16 protein-coding genes are annotated in these 18198 nt (G+C 69.7%); 7 read left to right on the forward strand and 9 right to left on the reverse strand.

Annotation, left to right across the window (positions count from 1 at the left end):
* Nucleotides 1–95: 95 nt before the first annotated feature.
* Entirely contained in the window at nt 96–1190 is a 1095-nt protein-coding gene (gene psrA, locus ACAM42_RS31030; protein ID WP_369630444.1) for an iron-containing alcohol dehydrogenase PsrA, read from the reverse strand.
* A gap of 177 nt (nt 1191–1367) precedes the next feature.
* Between psrA and ACAM42_RS31035 the strand changes: the two genes are divergently transcribed.
* The 6 genes from ACAM42_RS31035 (at nt 1368) to ACAM42_RS31060 (ending at nt 7072) form a co-directional block, all read left to right on the forward strand.
* Nucleotides 1368–2252: a LysR substrate-binding domain-containing protein gene (locus ACAM42_RS31035; RefSeq protein WP_369630445.1), complete on the forward strand. Its 885-nt coding sequence runs from the start codon at nt 1368–1370 to the stop codon at nt 2250–2252.
* A gap of 87 nt (nt 2253–2339) precedes the next feature.
* The gene (locus ACAM42_RS31040) at nt 2340–3893 is read left to right on the forward strand and encodes a class I adenylate-forming enzyme family protein (RefSeq protein ID WP_369632825.1); all 1554 of its coding nucleotides are present in this window, start codon (nt 2340–2342) and stop codon (nt 3891–3893) included.
* Nucleotides 3894–3897: 4 nt separating this feature from the next.
* Nucleotides 3898–5019: an SLC13 family permease gene (locus ACAM42_RS31045; RefSeq protein ID WP_369630446.1), complete on the forward strand. Its 1122-nt coding sequence runs from the start codon at nt 3898–3900 to the stop codon at nt 5017–5019.
* Nucleotides 5020–5057: 38 nt separating this feature from the next.
* Nucleotides 5058–5747, forward strand: coding sequence for a helix-turn-helix domain-containing protein (locus ACAM42_RS31050; RefSeq protein WP_369630447.1), 690 nt, complete (start codon nt 5058–5060; stop codon nt 5745–5747).
* Nucleotides 5748–5811: 64 nt separating this feature from the next.
* Nucleotides 5812–6663 carry a DMT family transporter gene (locus ACAM42_RS31055; RefSeq protein WP_369630448.1) on the forward strand — a complete coding sequence of 284 codons (852 nt, stop codon included), beginning with the start codon at nt 5812–5814 and terminating at the stop codon, nt 6661–6663.
* Nucleotides 6664–6742: 79 nt separating this feature from the next.
* A complete protein-coding gene (locus ACAM42_RS31060; RefSeq protein ID WP_095747028.1) occupies nt 6743–7072 on the forward strand; it encodes a hypothetical protein in 330 nt (109 codons plus the stop codon).
* An 81-nt stretch (nt 7073–7153) separates the two neighbouring features.
* Here ACAM42_RS31060 and ACAM42_RS31065 read toward each other — a convergent pair whose 3' ends face one another.
* Complete coding sequence (locus ACAM42_RS31065; protein WP_369630449.1) at nt 7154–8218, reverse strand: DUF6708 domain-containing protein; 1065 nt, start codon at nt 8216–8218, stop codon at nt 7154–7156.
* A gap of 265 nt (nt 8219–8483) precedes the next feature.
* Between ACAM42_RS31065 and ACAM42_RS31070 the strand changes: the two genes are divergently transcribed.
* Nucleotides 8484–9359 carry a hypothetical protein gene (locus ACAM42_RS31070; protein WP_369630450.1) on the forward strand — a complete coding sequence of 292 codons (876 nt, stop codon included), beginning with the start codon at nt 8484–8486 and terminating at the stop codon, nt 9357–9359.
* A gap of 109 nt (nt 9360–9468) precedes the next feature.
* On the opposite strand, the gene ACAM42_RS31075 is transcribed toward ACAM42_RS31070, so the two are convergent.
* The 7 genes from ACAM42_RS31075 to ACAM42_RS31105 form a co-directional block, all read right to left on the reverse strand.
* Nucleotides 9469–10512 (reverse strand): NADP-dependent oxidoreductase, encoded by a 1044-nt coding sequence (locus ACAM42_RS31075; protein WP_369630451.1) that lies wholly within the window; start codon nt 10510–10512, stop codon nt 9469–9471.
* Nucleotides 10513–10630: 118 nt separating this feature from the next.
* The gene (locus ACAM42_RS31080; protein ID WP_143599174.1) at nt 10631–10993 is read right to left on the reverse strand and encodes a DUF3325 domain-containing protein; all 363 of its coding nucleotides are present in this window, start codon (nt 10991–10993) and stop codon (nt 10631–10633) included.
* Nucleotides 10994–11024: 31 nt separating this feature from the next.
* Nucleotides 11025–11663 (reverse strand): DUF4198 domain-containing protein, encoded by a 639-nt coding sequence (locus ACAM42_RS31085; RefSeq protein WP_095747033.1) that lies wholly within the window; start codon nt 11661–11663, stop codon nt 11025–11027.
* Between the two features lie 55 nt (nt 11664–11718).
* A complete protein-coding gene (locus ACAM42_RS31090) occupies nt 11719–13893 on the reverse strand; it encodes a TonB-dependent siderophore receptor (RefSeq protein ID WP_369630452.1) in 2175 nt (724 codons plus the stop codon).
* A 171-nt stretch (nt 13894–14064) separates the two neighbouring features.
* Nucleotides 14065–16545: a TonB-dependent siderophore receptor gene (locus ACAM42_RS31095; RefSeq protein ID WP_369630453.1), complete on the reverse strand. Its 2481-nt coding sequence runs from the start codon at nt 16543–16545 to the stop codon at nt 14065–14067.
* An 87-nt stretch (nt 16546–16632) separates the two neighbouring features.
* Nucleotides 16633–17571 (reverse strand): FecR domain-containing protein, encoded by a 939-nt coding sequence (locus ACAM42_RS31100; RefSeq protein WP_369630454.1) that lies wholly within the window; start codon nt 17569–17571, stop codon nt 16633–16635.
* Entirely contained in the window at nt 17564–18103 is a 540-nt protein-coding gene (locus ACAM42_RS31105) for a sigma-70 family RNA polymerase sigma factor (RefSeq protein ID WP_174250314.1), read from the reverse strand. The genes ACAM42_RS31100 and ACAM42_RS31105 overlap by 8 nt, the downstream gene beginning before the upstream one ends.
* Between the last annotated feature and the right edge of the window lie 95 nt (nt 18104–18198).

Consider the following 18198-nt stretch of genomic DNA (forward strand, 5'->3'; position numbering starts at 1 on the left):
ACGGGCGTGGGGCCCGTGGGGCCGGCTCGATGGCCGGCATGCTGTCTGTCGTGTCTGGCTGTCTCTGTCTTGTCTCGCTGCGCAGTCCCTGCCTGTCAGGCCAACGCCGCCGCGCCGATGAAGTTCTTGCCGCGCGCCCCGTCCATGGCGCGCGCGATCATGGCCGCCGCTTCGCTGTCCGCCACGCCATAGTCGGCAAACTCGGTCTTCACGCCAAGCCCCTGCAGGAAAGCCCGCAGTTGCTGCGTGGCGGTCGCCAGGTCGGTGCCGAACAGCAGTTGCAGCGTCCGGTCGCGGTCGGGCGAACGGGCCCAGGCTTTTTCCAGCACGAGGGGCAGCGTGAACGAGCAGGCGATGCCGTGGGCCAGGCCGTGGCGCAGCGTCATCTCGTAGGAGATGGAATGCGCCAGCGCCGTCTTGGTGTTGGAAAACGCCATGCCGGCCTTCAGCGCGGCCAGCGCCATGCGCTCGCGCAGGTCGAGGTTGCCCAGGTCCTTGAGCAGCGCCGGCAGGCAATCGAAGATGTCGCGCACGGCCGAGACGGCGAAGGTGTCGGAGACCGGGTTGGCATTCACGTTCCAGATCGCTTCGAGCGCGTGCGACAGCGCATCGAGCCCCGTCGACACCGTGGTGCCCGCCGGCACCGAGAGCATGAGCTCGGGGTCGACGATGGCGGCCTCGGGCCAGGTGGCGTCCAGGTGCAGCGAGTATTTCTTCTGGTTGCCGGCGTCCCAGATGGTGGCCCACGGCGTCACCTCGCTGCCGGTGCCGGCGGTGGTCGGCACGGCGATCAGCGGCTTGACGCTGGCGGGCACGAAGGGCTTGCCGGTGGCCAGCAGCGCAACGAGCTCGTCGAACTGGCCGTTGGCCGTGCCCACCATCAGGGCCTTGGCCGTGTCGATGGCGCTGCCGCCGCCGACCGCCACGATGGCGTCGCAGGGCGCGTCCGATTGCCAGAAGCCGTTGTACAGCTCGCGCAGGTGGGCGACGTCGGGGTTGGGGCGCACGTCGTCGATGACGGTGACGAGCGCGTCGCCCAGCAGCGCCTGCAGGCGATCGACCAGCCCGAGCCCGCGGGCCTCGGGGAAGGTGACGAGCGCGACGCGACGCCCCGCCAGGAGCGAGGGCAGCCGTGCGAGGCTGCCTCGCCCGGAATGAATGGACACGGGGTTGCGGTAGGCGTGGGGCATGTTTTTTTGTCTCCGGTTTCTGTCTGGGCCGCAGTGTCGAAGCGGCGCACCGGGGCGTCCAATCGCATTTCGCGCGTGCACTCGGTCCAAAACCGATGGATGCCTTCGGGAAAGCCTGCATAGGCGCCGGCGCCGCATCTGAGGGAGGCTCGGCGCACGCCCCTCACGACCGCCTTCATGTTTCACCAGTACTACAAGTGGATCCGCTGCTTCCACGCCGTCGCCAAGACCGGCGGCTTCACCACGGCCGCGCGCTACCTGCACATCGGCCAGCCCACCGTGACCGACCAGGTCAAGGCGCTGGAAGAGCGCTTCAACGTCGAGCTGTTCCTGCGCAGCGGGCGCGCCGTGCGGCTCACGGCCGCGGGCGAGCAGCTGTATGCGATCACGCAGGGCCTGTTCGGGCAGGAGGAAGAGGCGATGCAGTTCCTGCAGCGCGCCCACACGCTGCGCACGGGGCTGGTGCGCGTGGGCGCGGTGTCGCCGCCCATCGCGCTGGAGCTGGCGCGCAGCTTCAAGCGCAGCCACGCGGGGCTCGACCTGACGGTGTCGATCGGCTCCGAGGCCTCCACGCTCGGCGGGCTGCAGGACTTCGACATCGACGTGGGCATCCTCGTGGAGCCGCCCGAGATCGAAGGCCTGCACCAAGTGCCGTACCGCGTGGAGCGCATCGTGGCCGTGGTGCCCGCGAAGCACCCGTGGGCGAAGAAACGCACCATCGCCACGCGCGACATCGCGGGCGAGCCGGTGATCCTGCGCGAGCCCGGCTCCAAGACGCGCCACCGTGTCGAGCGTGCCTGCGCGCAGCAGGGCGTGCAGATGAATTGCGTGATGGAGATCAACAGCCGCGAGGCCATCCTGCACGCCGTGGCCAACGGCATGGGCGTGGGCTTCGTGACGCAGATCGAGTGCATTCCGCTGCCCGGCCTGAAGATGGTGGAGATCGACGACGCCGAACTCTCGATCAGCTACTCGCTGTGCTGCCTGGCGGTGCGCAAGGACCGGCCGCTGATCCGCGCGCTGTTCGAGGTGGCGCAGCAGGGCGACGACACGGCCGGCTGAGCAGGGTTTCGTCGCGGGCGGCACACCCCGCGGCGGGCTTCTTCGCTATCCTGCCGTCTGGCCCCAGACGAAGGATCGACCTTGAACTTGCACCCCGCCCTCCAGGACGCCGCCGCGCGCGACTTCGGCACCCTTGCCGACCTGGTCCGCCTCCACGCCCAGCACACGCCCGAGCGCCCCGCGCTGGCCGATGCCCAGCAGACGCTGGACTACCGCGCGCTCGACGCGCTCATGGACCGCATCGCCGCCGCCCTGCAGCGCGACGGCCTGCGCGCGGGCGACGCCATCGCCGTCTGCGCCGCCTCGTCGGTGCCCTACGCCGCCGTGTTCCTGGGCGCGCTGCGCGCGGGCGTGGCGGTGGCCCCGCTGGCCCCCGGCTCGGCGCCCGCCAGCCTGGCGCGCATGATCACCGACGCCGACGCGCGCCTGCTGTTCACCGACGCCTCGGCCGCCGAAGTGGTGGGCGCCGCGCAGGCCACCGGCCTGCCGCACATTGCGCTCGACGGCTCCGACGTCGGCCGCGCGCTCGACGACTGGCTCGCGGCGCCCGGCGCGAAGCCGGAACCCGTCGAGGTGCAACCCGACTGGGCCTTCAACATCATCTATTCGTCGGGCACCACCGGCGAGCCCAAGGGCATCGTGCAGGGCCATGGCATGCGCTGGTCGCACATCCAGCGCGGCGCGAAGTACGAGTACGGGCCCGAGACGGTCACGCTGCTGTCGACGCCGCTGTACTCCAACACCACGCTGGTGGTGTTCTTCCCCACCCTCGCCTTCGGCGGCTGCGTGGTGCTGATGCCCAAGTTCGATGCGCTGGGCTACCTGCAGCTGGCCGAGAAGCACCGCGTGACGCACACCATGCTCGTGCCGGTGCAGTACCAGCGGCTGATGGCGCACCCGCGCTTCGACGCGCACGACCTCTCGACCTTCCGCCACAAGTTCAGCACCAGCGCGCCCTTCAACGCGGCGCTCAAGGCCGACGTGCTCAAGCGCTGGCCGGGCGGGCTGGTCGAGTTCTACGGCATGACCGAAGGCGGCGGCACCTGCATCCTCGAGGCGCACCTGAACCCGACCAAGCTGCACACCGTGGGCCAGCCCGCGCCGGGCAGCGACATCCGCCTGATCGACGAGGAAGGCAACGAGCTGCCGCGCGGCAACACCGAGGTGGCCGGCGAGGTGGTGGGCCACTCGGCCGGCATGATGACCGGCTACCACCGCCAGCCCGAGAAGACGCGCGAGGCCGAGTGGTTCGACGCCACCGGCAAGCGCTTCATCCGCACCGGCGACGTGGGCCGCTTCGACGCCGACGGTTTCCTCACGCTGTTCGACCGCAAGAAGGACATGATCATCAGCGGCGGTTTCAACATCTACCCGAGCGACCTCGAAGGCGTGCTGCGCGGCCATGCGGCGGTGGCCGACGTGGCGGTGGTCGGCATTCCGTCCGAGCAGTGGGGCGAGACGCCCGTGGCCTTCGTGGTGCGCCGCGAGGGCGACACCACCACCGAAGACGCGCTGCTGCAGTGGGCCAACGCGCAGGTCGGCAAGACCCAGCGGCTGGCGCGCCTGCGCTTCATCGACGAGCTGCCGCGCAGCGCGATCGGCAAGGTGCTCAAGCGCGAGCTGCGCGACCTGAGCGCCTGACCGAGTGAGCGCCGCAAGCACCGACACCGCCCCGCCCGAACACGGCGGCGGCAACGGCCTGCTGTGGGTGCTCGTGGCCGTCGCGGTCGTGTTCGCCTTCGTGCGCCCGCGCGCGCCGATGGACTGGCTGCGGCTGGTCGACTGGCAAACGGTGGGCGCGCTGGCGGGCCTGCTCGCCATCACGCAGGGCGTCGAGAAGAGCGGCATGCTGCAGGCCGCCGCGCGGCGCCTGCTGGCCCACACGCACAGCCAGCGCGGGCTGGCGATGGCGCTCACGGCCACGGCCGCGCTGCTGTCGGCGCTGGTGACCAACGACGTGAGCCTGTTCCTGCTGGTGCCGCTCACGCGCGTGCTGGCCGTGCAGGCGCACCTGCCGCTGGCGCGGCTGGTGGTGCTGCAGGCGCTGGCCGTGAACGCCGGCTCGGCGCTCACGCCCATCGGCAACCCGCAGAACCTGTACCTGTGGCACCGCTCGGGCGAGAGCTTCTTCGGCTTCATGGCCATGATGGGCCCGACCGTGGCGATCATGCTGTTCTGGCTCTTCGTGGCCGTGTGGTGGCTGGTGCCGCGCACGCCGATCGCGCTGCGCGAGGAGACCGAGACCGCGCCCGTGCAGCCGCGCCTGCTGGCGCTGGCCGGCGTGCTGTTCGTCGGCTTCGTGGTCGCGCTCGACCGCCACTGGCTGCTGCCCGGCCTGGGCGCGGTGTTCGGCGTGCTGCTGCTCACCTACCCGCGCGTGCTGCGCGGCATCGACTGGGCCTTGCTGGCCATCATCGCGCTGATGTTCGTCGACCTGCGCCAGGCCGCCGAGCTGCCCGCCATCGCGGCGCTGCTGGGCCACTGGCCCATCGGCGAGGGCTGGCGCGCCTACCTGGCGGCCATTGCCGCTTCGCAGGTCATCAGCAACGTGCCGGCGGCGATCCTGCTCGACCGCTACGTGCACGACCTGCCCGCGCTGGCGGCCGGCGTGAGCGTGGGCGGCTTCGGCTGCGTGCTGGGCTCGCTGGCCAACCTGATCGCGCTGCGGCTGGCCAAGCTGCCGCACGGGCTGCGCGAGTTCCACCGCATCAGCATTCCGTTCCTGCTGGTGTGCGCGGCCTCGGCGCTGCTGCTGCGGCTGGGGTGATGACAGGCGGCGGGGCGGCGCGGACAATCGCTCCCGCCATGCACACGCCCGCCCCTGTCCTCTCATTGCGCGACTACACGCAATCTCGCGGCAGCCACGCGCACGACCACTTCCAGGTGCTGCTCGGGCTCGACGGCGTGCTCGAGATCGAAGTCGAAGGCCGCGGCTCGGGCATCGGCACGGGCCAGGCCCAGGTGGTCGCGCCCGGCGACCGGCACGACTTCGAGGCCCGGCGCGGCGGCAGCGTCTGCCTCGTGCTCGACACCCCGCATGCCCCGTGGGCGCGCTGCGTCGAACAGCCGCCGGCCGATGCACCCCGGCTGCACGCGCTGGCCCGCTACCTCGCACACTGCCTGCAGCAGCCGCAGCACGCGGCGCTCGCCCTGCAGCACGGCCCGGCGCTGCTGCTCGAGGCCTGGGGCGCCGCCCCGTCGGTTGCCGACACGCGCCGCCGCCGCATCGACTGGCCGGCCCTCGCGGCCTGGGCGCAGGCGAACTGGCACCGGCCGCTGGGCGTGGCCGACCTGGCCGATGTCGCCTGCCTGAGCCCCAGCCAGTTCGCGCAGCGCTGCCGCGAGGAACAGGGCCAGAGTGCGATGCTCTGGCTGCGCACGCTGCGGCTGGCCCATGCACGCGAACTGCGGCTCGAAGGCCTGAGCGTGGCCGAGACGGCGCGCCGCACGGGCTACCGCTCGCCGTCGGCGCTCACGGCCGCGCTGCGCCGCTGACACCGTCGTTGCGCGACGACGCACCGTCGGGCCGCGACGAGCGCGGCGCGTAGCCTCGGCGTCCATGCCCGCCACCTTCTACGCCCTGCTCGCCATCGCGCTGTGGGCCACGCTCGCCACCTTCGGCACCGCGCTGTCGCACCTGCCGCCCTTCCTGCTGACCGGGCTGGCGCTGATCGTCGGCAGCGTGCCGAGCTGGCCGCTGGTGCTGCGCGACCGCCGCGCCTGGCGCGTGCCGCCGCGCACGCTGGCGCTCGGGGTGTACGGGCTCTTCGGCTTTCACTTTTTGCTTTTCATCGCGCTGCGGCATGCACCGCCGGTCGAGGCCAACCTCGTGAACTACCTCTGGCCGCTGCTCATGGTGGTGCTGGCGCCGGTGCTGCTGCCGGGCGTGTCGCTGCGCCCGCTGCACGTGGTGGCGGCGCTGCTGGGCTTTGCGGGCGCGGCCATCGCGATCCTCGGCGCGCGCGGCGGCAGCGCTGTGCTTCCCGGCGCGCCCGCCACGTACTGGGGCTTCCTGCCGGCGGCCGGCTCGGCCTTCATCTGGGCCAGCTACTCGCTGTGGACGCAGCGCGTCACGCCCTTCCCGACCTCGGCCATCGGCCTGTTCGGGCTGGTGTCGGGCGCGCTCTCGCTGGCCTGCCATGCGCTGCTGGAGCCGTCGGTGGCGCTGTCGGCGAAAGACGGGCTGCTGGTCGCGCTGTGCGGCCTGGGCCCGCTGGGCGCGGCCTTCTTCGTGTGGGACATGGCGCTCAAGCGCGGCGACGCGCGGCAGATCGGCATCCTGAGCTACCTCACGCCGCTGGCCTCCACCGCGCTGCTGCTGGCCGTGACCGGCCGGGCGCTCACGGCCAGCATCGCGCTGGCGGCGGCGTTGATCATCTCGGCCGCCGTGATGGGCACGCGTGCGAAATGAGACAAATCAGGGCGATGCCCGACAGAGCTTGTCGTTTTTTGTGGCTAGAGTGGAGGCTCAGGAAAAAGGAGTCACCCCCATGGATCAGAAGAACAACAAGACCGAGGATTTCGAGATCACGCCCAAGCTGGTGTTCGACATGAACCTGGCGCTGTACCTCGACCTGGTGGCCGCGCTGGAGGGCGCGGGCGCCGTCACCTACCGGCAGATGGCGGCGCGGGTCCTGAACATCAGCATGGACGCCCGCACCGACGGCGACACCAACCTGTCGACCGTGCTCGAAGGCATCGCCCAGGGCTTCGCAGGCCACGGCGACGGCCTCTCGATCGAACTGCTGAAGGCCGCGCGCGGCCTGCGCGAGGACGATGCGATGGGCGACATTCCGATGCGGCCCAACCTGGACGATTGACCCGTCGCCTGGGGCATCGATCTCCGGCGGCCGATGCGCCGTGCAATCGGCGGGGCACGGCGACGCTGTCGCTTTCGCCGCTCAAGGCGACTTCCTGACGGGCAAAGGCCGCCCCACCCGTTCCAGTACCTCCTGCGGCCAGATGACCTTGCGCATGGTCATGTGGCTGATCCAGTTGCACAGCGCCCACAGGGTGAAGAACGGCAACGTCACAGGAAAAAGGAGCAGAAAAAGAACGGTCGGAAAACGGTTGGTTCTCCACCACCAGCCCAGCTTGGGTCCGAAGGGGCTGACCACGCCCATGCTTTGCCACAAGCTGCGGGGGGGCTCGAAGATTTGAAGCTGCTCGCCCTGCGGAACACCAGGCCCCCCGTCTTCCATGAAGCGACGGATGTGCTCCCACAGCATCGGCACGGTGTACTCGCCCATGCCCAAGCTGTTGCCCACATCGAATTCATCAAGCAGGCGGCCTTCTTTTTCGTCGGGCTTGCGGTAGTCGCGCACCACCAGCGTCAGGCTGTGCAGGCGCGAGAGGGCCTGGCCAGTGGATGCCAACGTCACACGGTGTTCGGCCGTGATGCAGGCCCAGTCGTATTCCACCGCCTGCAGCGCGATGGGTTTGAGGCGCATGCGCTGCCACCCGCTGTCGGCAGAACCGTCGAGCGGCGGAAACAGGCGATAGACCTTGCGGTGCTTGCGGTCGAAGACGGTCGGCTCGTCCTCGGGGGCAAAAAGGTCCATGCGCAAGAAGAAAAGGTACCAGCGAGGAAAAACGTAGAAAGCCAGGAATGCAATGACCACCATCTCCAGCGCCAGGAACGGATGCCGCCAGGACGTGAACACGCTCAATATTCCCGAGGAAACCGCCATCCAGAGGGTCCATGTCTGGACGACAACGCCGGCCGCCACGCTCATCAATGCAAATCCGCGCATCTGTGCGGATGCCCCCGGTTGCTGAAGCACGATCGCATCCTTGAACACCGCCACCACATTGTTCATGGCACTGGGCTCGTCGCTGGCGCGCTTGTTCTTTCTGAAACGCTCCAGCACGCCATTGAGCGCCTGGTCGTCTACCGTGTTCGGCGCAGGCTCGACGCCTTGTAGCAGCGCGATGGCTGGTGCCACGAACTCACCATGCTTGAGCACGTTCAGCTTCCTCCGGTGCAGCTGTATCGTGCTGCATTTTCTTGAAAATCATCCCATCAGGGCTCGATGGGTCTGGGTGCGCAGATTCTGGGCCACAGCCAGTGCATCGGGTCGGCCTTCAGCCCCGCTTGAATGACGGCCCCCAGAGCGTCCAGTATCTTGCTGCGGTCCATGCGTGCAGGTCGGTCACACGACCGGGCCACTGACGAAGCGCGGAGGTTGTCAGAATTTCCCCCTTTCCATACCAACCTGTACCGAGAGCAAGGTGACCTCATTGAATCCCCCCTCGGATGGGGCCCTGTCGGCAGTGCTGCACAAGGTCAGCGACAACATCGTCCTCATCGGGCCTGCGCGAAGCAGGTTGCGGACGGGCGCAGCATTCGCATCGTTCTGCTCGATTGTCTTGCTCTGCGTGCTGTGCGCGACCTTCATCCTGGGCACAGGCGACGGGCCCAACGAATGGGCATCTTTTCTTCCCTCGTTTGGCTTCGCCATGTTCCTGGTTGTGATGGTCTGCACGCAGCTTTTTTATCCTCGAAGCTTTCTGTTTCAGCGTGCGCCGATCTATGCAGTTTTCGATCGCGAAGCGCGGCGGGGCTACTGGGCAAGCGATGGCCAACTGCGCGCTGTGCCATGGAAAGAAGTTCGTTTCTATACCGTCGAGACCAGCCGCGAATCGAGCGCTGGACAACGGCTGCACCAGCATTTCCTGCGGATCGAAAGCTCTGGCCCGAGCGAGGGACGCAGCGTCGAAATACCGGTCACGCAGACCTTCGATCGCTTGAGCGGCGCCATGGTTGTTTCCGGGCTCATCAATGCCTCGCGTCGCTTCATGCGCAACCGTCGCGCCATTGGCGCTGACATGGAGGACCTTCGCCTGCAGCCCCAAGGAAGCATTCTTCGCTCCATCGGAAAGTGGGTCATCCCGCCCCATCAGTCCCTCAAGACGCACCCCTGGAGCGTTCTTTTCGGGGTGCTCGGCTTTCCATGGATCAGCTTGTTTTTCATCTTCACCGCCTTCTACATGGCGGCGGTAAAAGCCACGAGCACGCCCGCCCGTTGGCCGGATGAACTGCTGTCCAGGATCGGGGAGATTCCGGCAGGGTCCCAGCTGGAAGCCATCATCTCGTCGAAGGTCTGACCGACCGTTGTGCAAGGCCCTCCTGCGCTTGCCAACGGTCCGTCGCCCTCCTGATGCCCCACTGGGGGGGCAGCCCCGAACGACGGGGCTGCGGACGCTTTCGGCAGCGTCAGTCTTCGGCGACTTGCAACACCAGCTTGCCGAAGTTCTCCCCCGCGAACAGCTTGTTCAGCGACTCGGGGAAGGTATCGAGCCCCTTCACGACGTCTTCCTTGCTCTTCATGCGGCCGTCCTTCAGGTAGCCGGCCATTTCGGCGATCGCGATCGGGTAGCGGTCGGCGTAGTCGAACACCACGATGCCTTCCATGCGCGCGCGGTTCACCAGCAGGCTCAGGTAGTTCTTCGGGCCGGCGGCCGGCATGCTGTTGGCGTTGTTGTACTGGCTGATGGCGCCGCAGATGATCACGCGGGCCTTGCGTGCCAGGCGCGCCAGCACGGCGTCCAGGATGTCGCCGCCGACGTTGTCGAAGTAGATGTCCACGCCCTTCGGGCAGTGGGTCTTGAGGCCTTCGCGCACCGCGCCCGCGCCGGCCTTGTAGTCGATGCAGGCGTCGAAGCCCAGCTCCTTCACCACCCAGTCGCACTTGGCGGCGCCGCCGGCGATGCCGACCACGCGGCAGCCCTTGATCTTGGCCAGCTGGCCCACGGTCTGGCCCACGGCGCCGGCCGCGCCCGAGACGACGACGGTTTCGCCTGCCTGGGGCATGCCCACGTCCATCAGGCCGAAGTAGCCGGTCATGCCGGGCATGCCCAGCACGTTGAGCCACTGGGTGATGGTGCCCACGCGCAGGTCGACCTTCACGAGGCCGTTGCGCTTGATCTGGTCCTGCGGGATCAGCATGTATTCCTGCACGCCGAGCGTGCCGTACACGGTGTCGCCCACGGCGAACTGCGGGTTCTTCGAGGCCACCACGCGGCCGATGCCGCCGGCGCGCATCACCTCGTCGATGGCCACGGGCGGGATGTAGCTCTTGGCGTCGTTGAGCCAGCCGCGCATGGCGGGGTCGAGCGACAGCGACAGCGTCTTGACCAGCACGCCGCCTTCGTCGGGCTGGGCCACGGGCTCGGTGCTGAAGCGCCAGTGCTCGCGCGTGGCCGTGCCCTCGGGGCGCTTGGCAAGACGGACCTGGTGGTTGGTGAGGGCGCTGCTCATGGTGTCTCCTTGGTGGGTGAATGTGCCGGGCATCGGCGACGCAGCCGCATCGTAGTCGCGGGCCAAGACCCCGCGCGTAGCGCAGGCGACAGCCCGCGCGCCCCCTCCGGGCGCCCTGCTATGGAAGCAGGAGCAGCCCGTACGCCGCCGCCGTGGCGACGCCCAGCACCGAGGCCACGGCGCCGACGCGCCGCGCCCAGCCGGGCCGGTAGCTCACGAGGCCGACCACCACGAGCGCGGCGGCCGTGAGGGCGCCCAGCCACAGCACCCAGCCCATGGCCGGCCCGCGCAGCCGGAGTGCTGCGACCAGCGAGAGGAGCAGCAGCGCCGCGCCACCCAGCTGCTGCCAGGGCCGCGACGGGCCCGGCGTGCGGCCGCGCCCGTGGGCGTCTTCGTAGTGCCGGTCCATCGCCAGGCTCAGCGTGACGAAGCCGCCGAGCGCCGACGCGAACAGGGCGCACACCAGCGCGAAGGTGCTCATCGAAAGCACCCCCGCGCCGGAAGCCCCGCCCTCACCGGACGACGAAGCTCAGCGTGGCGACGTGGCGCGTCTGCGTGTAGGGCTTGCCGTCCCAGCTGCCCTTGCCGTCCTTGTCGGTGTGGTTCACCTCGACCACGTACTGGCCGGGCCAGGGCGTCTGCAGCGTGACTTGGCCGGCGTCGTCGGTGGTGAACTTCTTCTCCCACTTGGGCGGGCCGAACACGACCACCTCGGCCTTGGGCAGCGGCTTGCCCGCCAGCAGCAGCGTGAAGCTGTTGCTGTTGGCGGCCTGCGGCACGAGCTCGAGCGTGTGGCGCGCGACGGTTTCGGTGCGACCGGTGCGCGCCTGGTACAGGCTCGCCACGCCCTTGTCGCTGACGTAGGCGCCCACGAGGCGCGCGTCGCCGCTGGCGTCGGCCTTGACCACGAAGTGGTCGGCATGGCGCGTGGCCGGCGTCTGCTTGCCGTCGGCGGCGATGCCGCGCGGCGCGCTGACCAGCTTCAGGTGGCCGGCCTCGGTCTCGCGCAGGTCGTCGGCCCATTCGCCGAAGTAGGCCTTGGCCTCGCCGCCCGCGGCGGGTTCGAGCCAGACGAAGTGGGCGTGCGCGGCGCCCGAGAAAACGAACGCGGCCGCCGCGAGGGTGGCAAGGGAGAACAGGGGTTTCTTCATGGTCGATGCTCCAGGTAGTGATGGCATGGTTGAGACGGAATGGAAGACGGCTTGTTCAGAACTTGGCGCGCAGGGTCAGGCTCACGTTGCGCGGCTCGCCCCAGAACACGCTGTCGTAGAAGCCCACGTTGCGGTAGTACTTCTTGTCGAAGACGTTGCGGATGTTCAGTTGCGCCGTGACGTTCTTGTTGATCTCGTAGCTGGCCATGAGGCTGAAGACCGCGTACGCCTTCTGCGAGATGCGCGGCAGCGGGTCCTTCATGCTGAACAGCGGCGGCTGCCCATACCACGACTCGCCGTAGATGCCGCTTTGCGCCGTCATGTCGCCGCCGACCTTCAGGCCGCGCCAGGCGCCACTGAAGCGGTAGGCGGTCGACAGGCGCAGCAGGTGCTTGGGCTGGTTGGGCACGGCACGCGCGCCCTTGGCGGTCTTGGCATCGAGGTACGTGTAGCCGGCGGCCACGTTCCAATCGGGCGTGATCTGGCCCGACACGTCGAACTCGAGGCCGCGCGCGGTCACGCCGTCGCCGCTGGCCACGTAGGCCTGGCCGCCGTCGGGCAGGCGAAAGCCTGCGGGCACGCTGCGGTCGAGCTCGGCGAGGTTCTTCTTCTTGACCTGGAACACGGCCGCCGACGCATTGAGCGCACCGCCGAAGTACTCGCCCTTCAGGCCCAGCTCGGCGCTGGTGCCGGTCTCGGGCGTGAGGTACTGGTCGTTGCGGTCCTTCGAGGTCTGCGGGCGGAACAGTGTGGTGTAGCTCGCATACAGCGAGTGCTGCTTGTCCAGGTCATAGACCGCGCCGACATACGGCGTGACCTCGTCCTTCGACTCCGACTTGCCCGTGGTGCGCGTGTACTGCTGCGCCGTGTTGTAGGCGTGCGTGTAGCTGCGGTAGTTGCTCACGCGCGCGCCGACGATCACGCTCAGCGGGTCGGTGAGGCTGAAGCGGCCCGCCACGTAGCCACCGTTGAGCTGCGTGAAGCCCACGGTCCTGGAGCCGTCGGCCAGGAAGATCGGACGCGGGATGTTGCCGGTCCACGTGCGGTAGTCGGGAATGGCCTCGGGGTACGGGATCACCGGCGTGCCGCCCTGCGAGGTGTAGGTCTGGTTGCCGCCGTTCCATCCGGCGATGAAGGTGTGGCGCCGCCCGAACAGACTGAAGGGCCCGGTGGCGTACAGGTCGAAGTTGTCGTTGACGTACTCGCCCTCGCCCCACACGCCGCTCCACAGCTTCATGCCCTGGCCGGTGAAGCGGTTGGGGTAGCCCGCGCCGCCGTTGGCCACGGTGGTGTTGTTGGTGCTGGTGGTGCGCGCATAGCCCAGGTGCACCTTCCAGTCGTTGTCGAAGCGGTGCTGCAGCGAGACGAAGGCCGTGTGCTGCTTGTTGGCCCAGGTGCTCCACGGCGCGCTCAGGCTGGTGTTGCGCGGCAGGTTGGCGAGCGTGCCGTCGTGGTTCCAGTAGGGAATGGCGCCCCAGGTCGCGCCCGAGGGCTTGTTGTCCTGGAAGTCGATGCCGGCGGTGAGCAAGGTGGAGCGCGTGAGGTCGGCCTCGACGATCACCATGCCCACGGTCTTGCGCTCGTGGTACAGGTCCATGTACGAGTCGCGGTCCTGCCAGGCCAGCGCGGTGCGCGCGCGGATACGGCCGTCGGCCGTGAGCGGCACCGACAGGTCGACCTCGGCGCGCTTGTGGTTCCAGCGCCCGTAGCTGAGCGAGGCGCTGCCCTGGAACTCGCGCGTGGGGCGCTTGCGCACCGAGTTGATGGTGGCCGACGGGTCGCCCGTGCCGCCCATGAGGCCGGTGGCGCCGCGGATGACCTCGATGCGGTCGTACAGCACGGTGTCGGACAGCGGCGCGTTCGGGCCGCGCGGCATGCCGTCGATCTGGAAGTTGTTGATCGAGAAACCGCGCGCCGAGTAGTTCACGCGCTCGCTGTCGGCCTGCCCGACCATGATGCCGGTGGTCTGGCCCAGCACGTCGTCGATGCGGGCGCTGCCCAGGTCGTCCATGCGTTCGCGCGTGATCACGGTCACCGACTGCGGCGTCTCGCGGATCGACAGGTCCATGCGGGTCGCGGTGGAGGCCTGCTCGGCGGTGTAGGAGCGGCTGCCCTCGGTGCGGCCGCTGCGGTCGCCCGAGACGGTGACTTCGGACAGCGCCGCGCCGCTGGCGGCGGGCTGTTGCTGCGCGCTGACGACGCCGCAGCAAAGCAGGGCGACAAGGGCCACGGGAGACCGCCGGAAGCGGGCGCGTGAAAACGAATGCTGGTTCATGGCATGAAGAAAGGGGGCGACCCGACCTGTGAAGTCGGCAACGCCCGTTGGCAGGAGATGGCTAGCGACGCACCCGGCCGCGAAGGGGCCGGCAGCGACCTGGCTGCGGAGAAAAAACGCGGTGCGTCAGTAGGTGCCGCGCAAGGTCACGAGCAGGTGGCGCGGGGCGCCGTAGAAGCTGCTGCTGGTGCTGGTGCGGTAGCGCGTGTCGAAGACGTTGTTCAGCGCCACCGACACGGCGAGGTGCTTGTTGATCGGGTAGCGCGCCATGAGGTCGAGCGTGGTGTAGGCCTGCTGCGTGAAGCGCGCGTGGCCCGAGGGACCCAGGCCCGTGCTGTAGGTGTCGCTCTGCCAGTTCAGGCCACCGCCCACCGTGAGGCCGTTGCCGATGCCGGCGATGCGGTAGCTGGTGAAGAGCTTCAGCAGGTTCTTCGGCACCTGCGTGTTCAGGCGCTGGCCGGCCGCGTCGCGTGCCACGCTGTGCGCAAAGCCGCCGCCGACCTGCCAGCCAGGCAGCAGCTCGCCGGCCACTTCGAATTCGTAGCCGCGCGTGGTCGTGCCCTTGGCGGCGCGGTAGGCGGCCGAGCCGTCGGGCGCGAACTCGTTGTCCAGGCGCACGGCGAGGTTGTCCTGCTTCACCTGAAACACGGCGGCGCTGAGGTTGAGGCGGTCGTTGTGGAACGCGCCCTTCACGCCCGCTTCGTAGGCGTGCCCTTCGAGCGGGTCGAGGTAGGTGCCGCTGCGGTCCTTGCTGGCCTGCGGCTTGAAGATGCTGGTGTAGCTGGCGTAGGCCGACCAGTGCTTGTCGAGGTCGACCACCACGCCCGCGTACGGCGTGACGACGCCCTTCTCGCTGCGCGCCGTGAAGGTGGCGGCACGCTGCAAAGGGACGCTGCGCGTCACGTCTTTCCAGTCGCTCACGCGTGCGCCGAGGATGACCGAGAGCGCATCGGTCGGCCGCAGCCGCACCGTGGCATAGGCGCCGGCCTGGCGCGTGGAAGTGTCCTGCCGGCCGGTCACGGGCTGGTGCGGTTGGGCCGGCAGGTCGCCAGTCCAGCTGTTGAAGTTCGCCAGCCACGGATCGAAGCCCGCCACGTTCCAGCCCGCGTACAGCGGCGCGTCGCTGTGTGTGCGCGAGGCGTTGTAGCCCAGCACCAGCTCGTGGCGCCGGCCGAGGAGCTCGAAGGGGCCGCTCGCGTACAGGTCGAATGCGTTCTGCACCGGCACCGCGTTCCAGCGATTCGTCCACAGGCCGAGCCCCGCACCGGTCGCGCGGTCCATGTAGCCGCGCAGCGCGTAGCCGATGACGTCGTCGTAGGCGCGGCGCGAGCGGTTGAAGGCGGCGTGCACGGCCCAGCCGTTGTCGAAGCGGTGGTCGAGCGCGGCGAAATACTGGCGCTGGTCCTGGTACGAGTGGGCCCAGCGCGCGGCGGCGCTGCGCGAGCGGCCGTAGTCGGCCTCTGTGCCGTCGCTGAAATGCAGCGGCAGGCCGGCGCGCGCCACGCCGTCGTTGTCGTGCCGCTGCAGCTCGAAGCCAGCACTGAGGCGCGTGCTGCGCGCGAGGTCGGCTTCAACGATGCCGTAGAACAGGCGCTTGTTCTCGTGGTGACGTTCGATCCACGAGTCGCCGTCCTGCACGGCCGCGACCACGCGCGCACGCACGCGGCCGTCGGCGGTGACGGGCCCGCCGATGTCGAGCTCGGCGCGCTGCCGATTCCAGGTGCCCGCGCTGAACGAGGCGCTGGCCTGCAGCGCGTTGCCCGGGCGCTTGCGCACGAGGTTGACGGTGGCCGCGGGCGTGCCCACGCCGTTGAGCAGGCCGGTGGCGCCGCGCACCACCTCGACGCGGTCGTAGAAGGCCAGGTCACCGGTCTGCAGCAGCCAGGTGCCGGCCTGCGGGATGCCGTCGACCTGGTAGTTCTCGACCTCGAAGCCGCGCGCATAGACGGCGTTGGCGTCGGTGCCGGCGTTGCCGCTTTGCACGAAGCTCAGGCCGGGCGCCTGGCGCAGCACGTCGCTGATCTGGCCCAGGCCCTGGTCGTCGATGCGCTCGCGCGTGAGCACGCTGACCGACTGCGGCGTCTCGCGAAGGCTGAGTTCGAGCCGCGTCGCGGTGCCGATCGCGCCGTCGGTGGTGTAGGAGCCGGTGCCTTCGGTGACGGTGCCGGTGTCGCGCCCGCCGGTGACCGTGACCTCGCTGAGCGCACCGCCCGCGGGCGCTTCGGCCTGCGGCTTCGGACCCGGTGCGCGCTGCGCCGCGACGCGCAGTGCGTAGCCGCCCGACGCACCGCGCACCGCTTCGAGGCCGCTGCCTTCGAGCAGCTGCAGCAGCGCCTCGCGTGCCGTGTAGCGGCCCTGCAGCGCGGGCGCGCGCTTGCCGCGCACGACCTCGGCATCGACGCCGAGCAGCAGCCCCGTGCGCACGGCGAGCGCGGTCAGTGCGCTGCTCAGCGGCTGCGCGGGCTGGTGCCACTCGAAGGCCGCATCGGCAGGCGGCGTTTGCGCGGCGGCCGGCACGGCGAGCAGCACCAGGCTCGCGAGCGCGAAGGCACGGCGCAGGCGATGCCAGCGCTGCGCGGTCTCGGTCGGGTCTGCGGGTCCTGTCATGGTGTGGTGAATCTCTTTTCACCACCTATGACAAGCGGGCACGGGAATCGGGTAGCGGCGCGCGCGGAAAAAAGTGCGCCCGCCCGGTCACGGCGGCGCCGTGGTCGTCACGCGCACCAGCCACGGCGACAGCGTCGACACGCGCAAGCTCGGCAGCGCGCTGGCAAGCAGCGCGAGCGCGGCGTCGCTCTGCTGGATCGGCAGCACGCCGGTGAAGCGCAGCGCGCCCAGGGCCTCGTCGTCGGCCAGCAGCAGGCCGGGCCGGTGCTGGCCGAGCTGGCGCAGCACCTCGGCCACGGGCGCGTCGTCGAACACCAGCCGGCCCTGCGGCCAGGCCAGGCCGCCGGGCGCGGCGGGCACGGTGTCGGTGGTGACGCCGCGGCGGTCGAAGCGCACCTGCTGCCCCGCCTGCACGTCGACCCAGCGGTCGTCGCCGCCCTCGAGCGGCTGCACGCGCACGCGCGATTCGGTGACGGTGACGAGCGTGTCGTCCGCCTCGCGCCGCACGGCGTAGCGCGTGCCCAGTGCCTGCGCGCTGCCGTCGCGGTCGACCACGGCGAAGGGCTTGTCGCCGTGCGCGACCTCGACGAAGACCTCGCCGCGCAGCAGCTGCACGCGGCGCACGCTGCCCGAGAAATCGATGTCGATGGCCGAGTCGCTGTTCAGCGCGACGCGGCTGCCGTCCTCGAGCGTGAGGTGGCGGATCTCGCCGGTGCCGGTGCGCTCGTCAGCCAGCCAGGCCTGCCACGGCATCGCGGCGCCCGCCACGAGCAGGCAGGGCAGCAGCACGAGCGCGCCCAGCGCCTGGCGCGAGAGGCCACGGCGCGCAGGCTGCGGCGCGGGGGTGTCGGGCGTGACCGACTCCCACATGCGGCGCATCTCGGCCAGGAGCCGCGCATGGCGTTCGTCGAGCGCGCACCACGCCGCGCAGGCGGCGCGGGTGGCGTCGTCCACGCTGTCGTCGGCGAGGGTCACGGCCCACAGCGCCGCCTCCTCGCGCAGGCGCTCGGCGGCCGCGTCAGGCATGGGCCGGGGCGTCGGCGCTTTCCGCTTCGGGCACGGCCGCGGCCATGCGGCCATGGCAATGCGCCAGCACCTTCGCGAGGTACTGCTTCACGCGCGTCTCGGACACACCCAGTTCGGCCGCGATCTCGCGGTACGAGCGGCCTTCGACGCGCGCCATCAGGAAGGCGGTGCGGCTCTTCACGTCGAGCTCGGTCGCCAGGAGCGCGAGCACCTGGCCCAGCAGTTCGCGCGCGCAGGCCTTGTCCTCGGCGCTCGGCGCGCAGGCGTCCTCGGCCATCAGCGCCACGGTGCGCAGCACCTCGGCCTCGACCTGCATGCGGCGAAAGCGGTTGATCATCAACCGGCTGGCCACCACCTGCAGGAAGGCACGCGGCTGGCGCAGCACCGGCTGTTGCGGCAGCTCGATGAGGTTGAGAAAGGTGTCGTGCGTGAGATCGGCCGCGGTGAAGCCGCAGCGCAGGCGGCCCAGCAACCAGCTGCGCAGCCAGCCCTGGTGGTCGACGTACAGCTGCCGGACTTCCGGATGGGACATGGTGTGAAGGGGCATCGCGGGTAGCGACGCAATTGAGAGTTATTCTCATTATAGATTTGTAAAGTTTTTCCTGTCCCCCGAAACGTCTCATTCCG

The sequence above is a fragment of the Variovorax sp. V35 genome, assembly GCF_041154465.1.
Classification (GTDB): Bacteria; Pseudomonadota; Gammaproteobacteria; order Burkholderiales; family Burkholderiaceae_C; genus Variovorax; species Variovorax boronicumulans.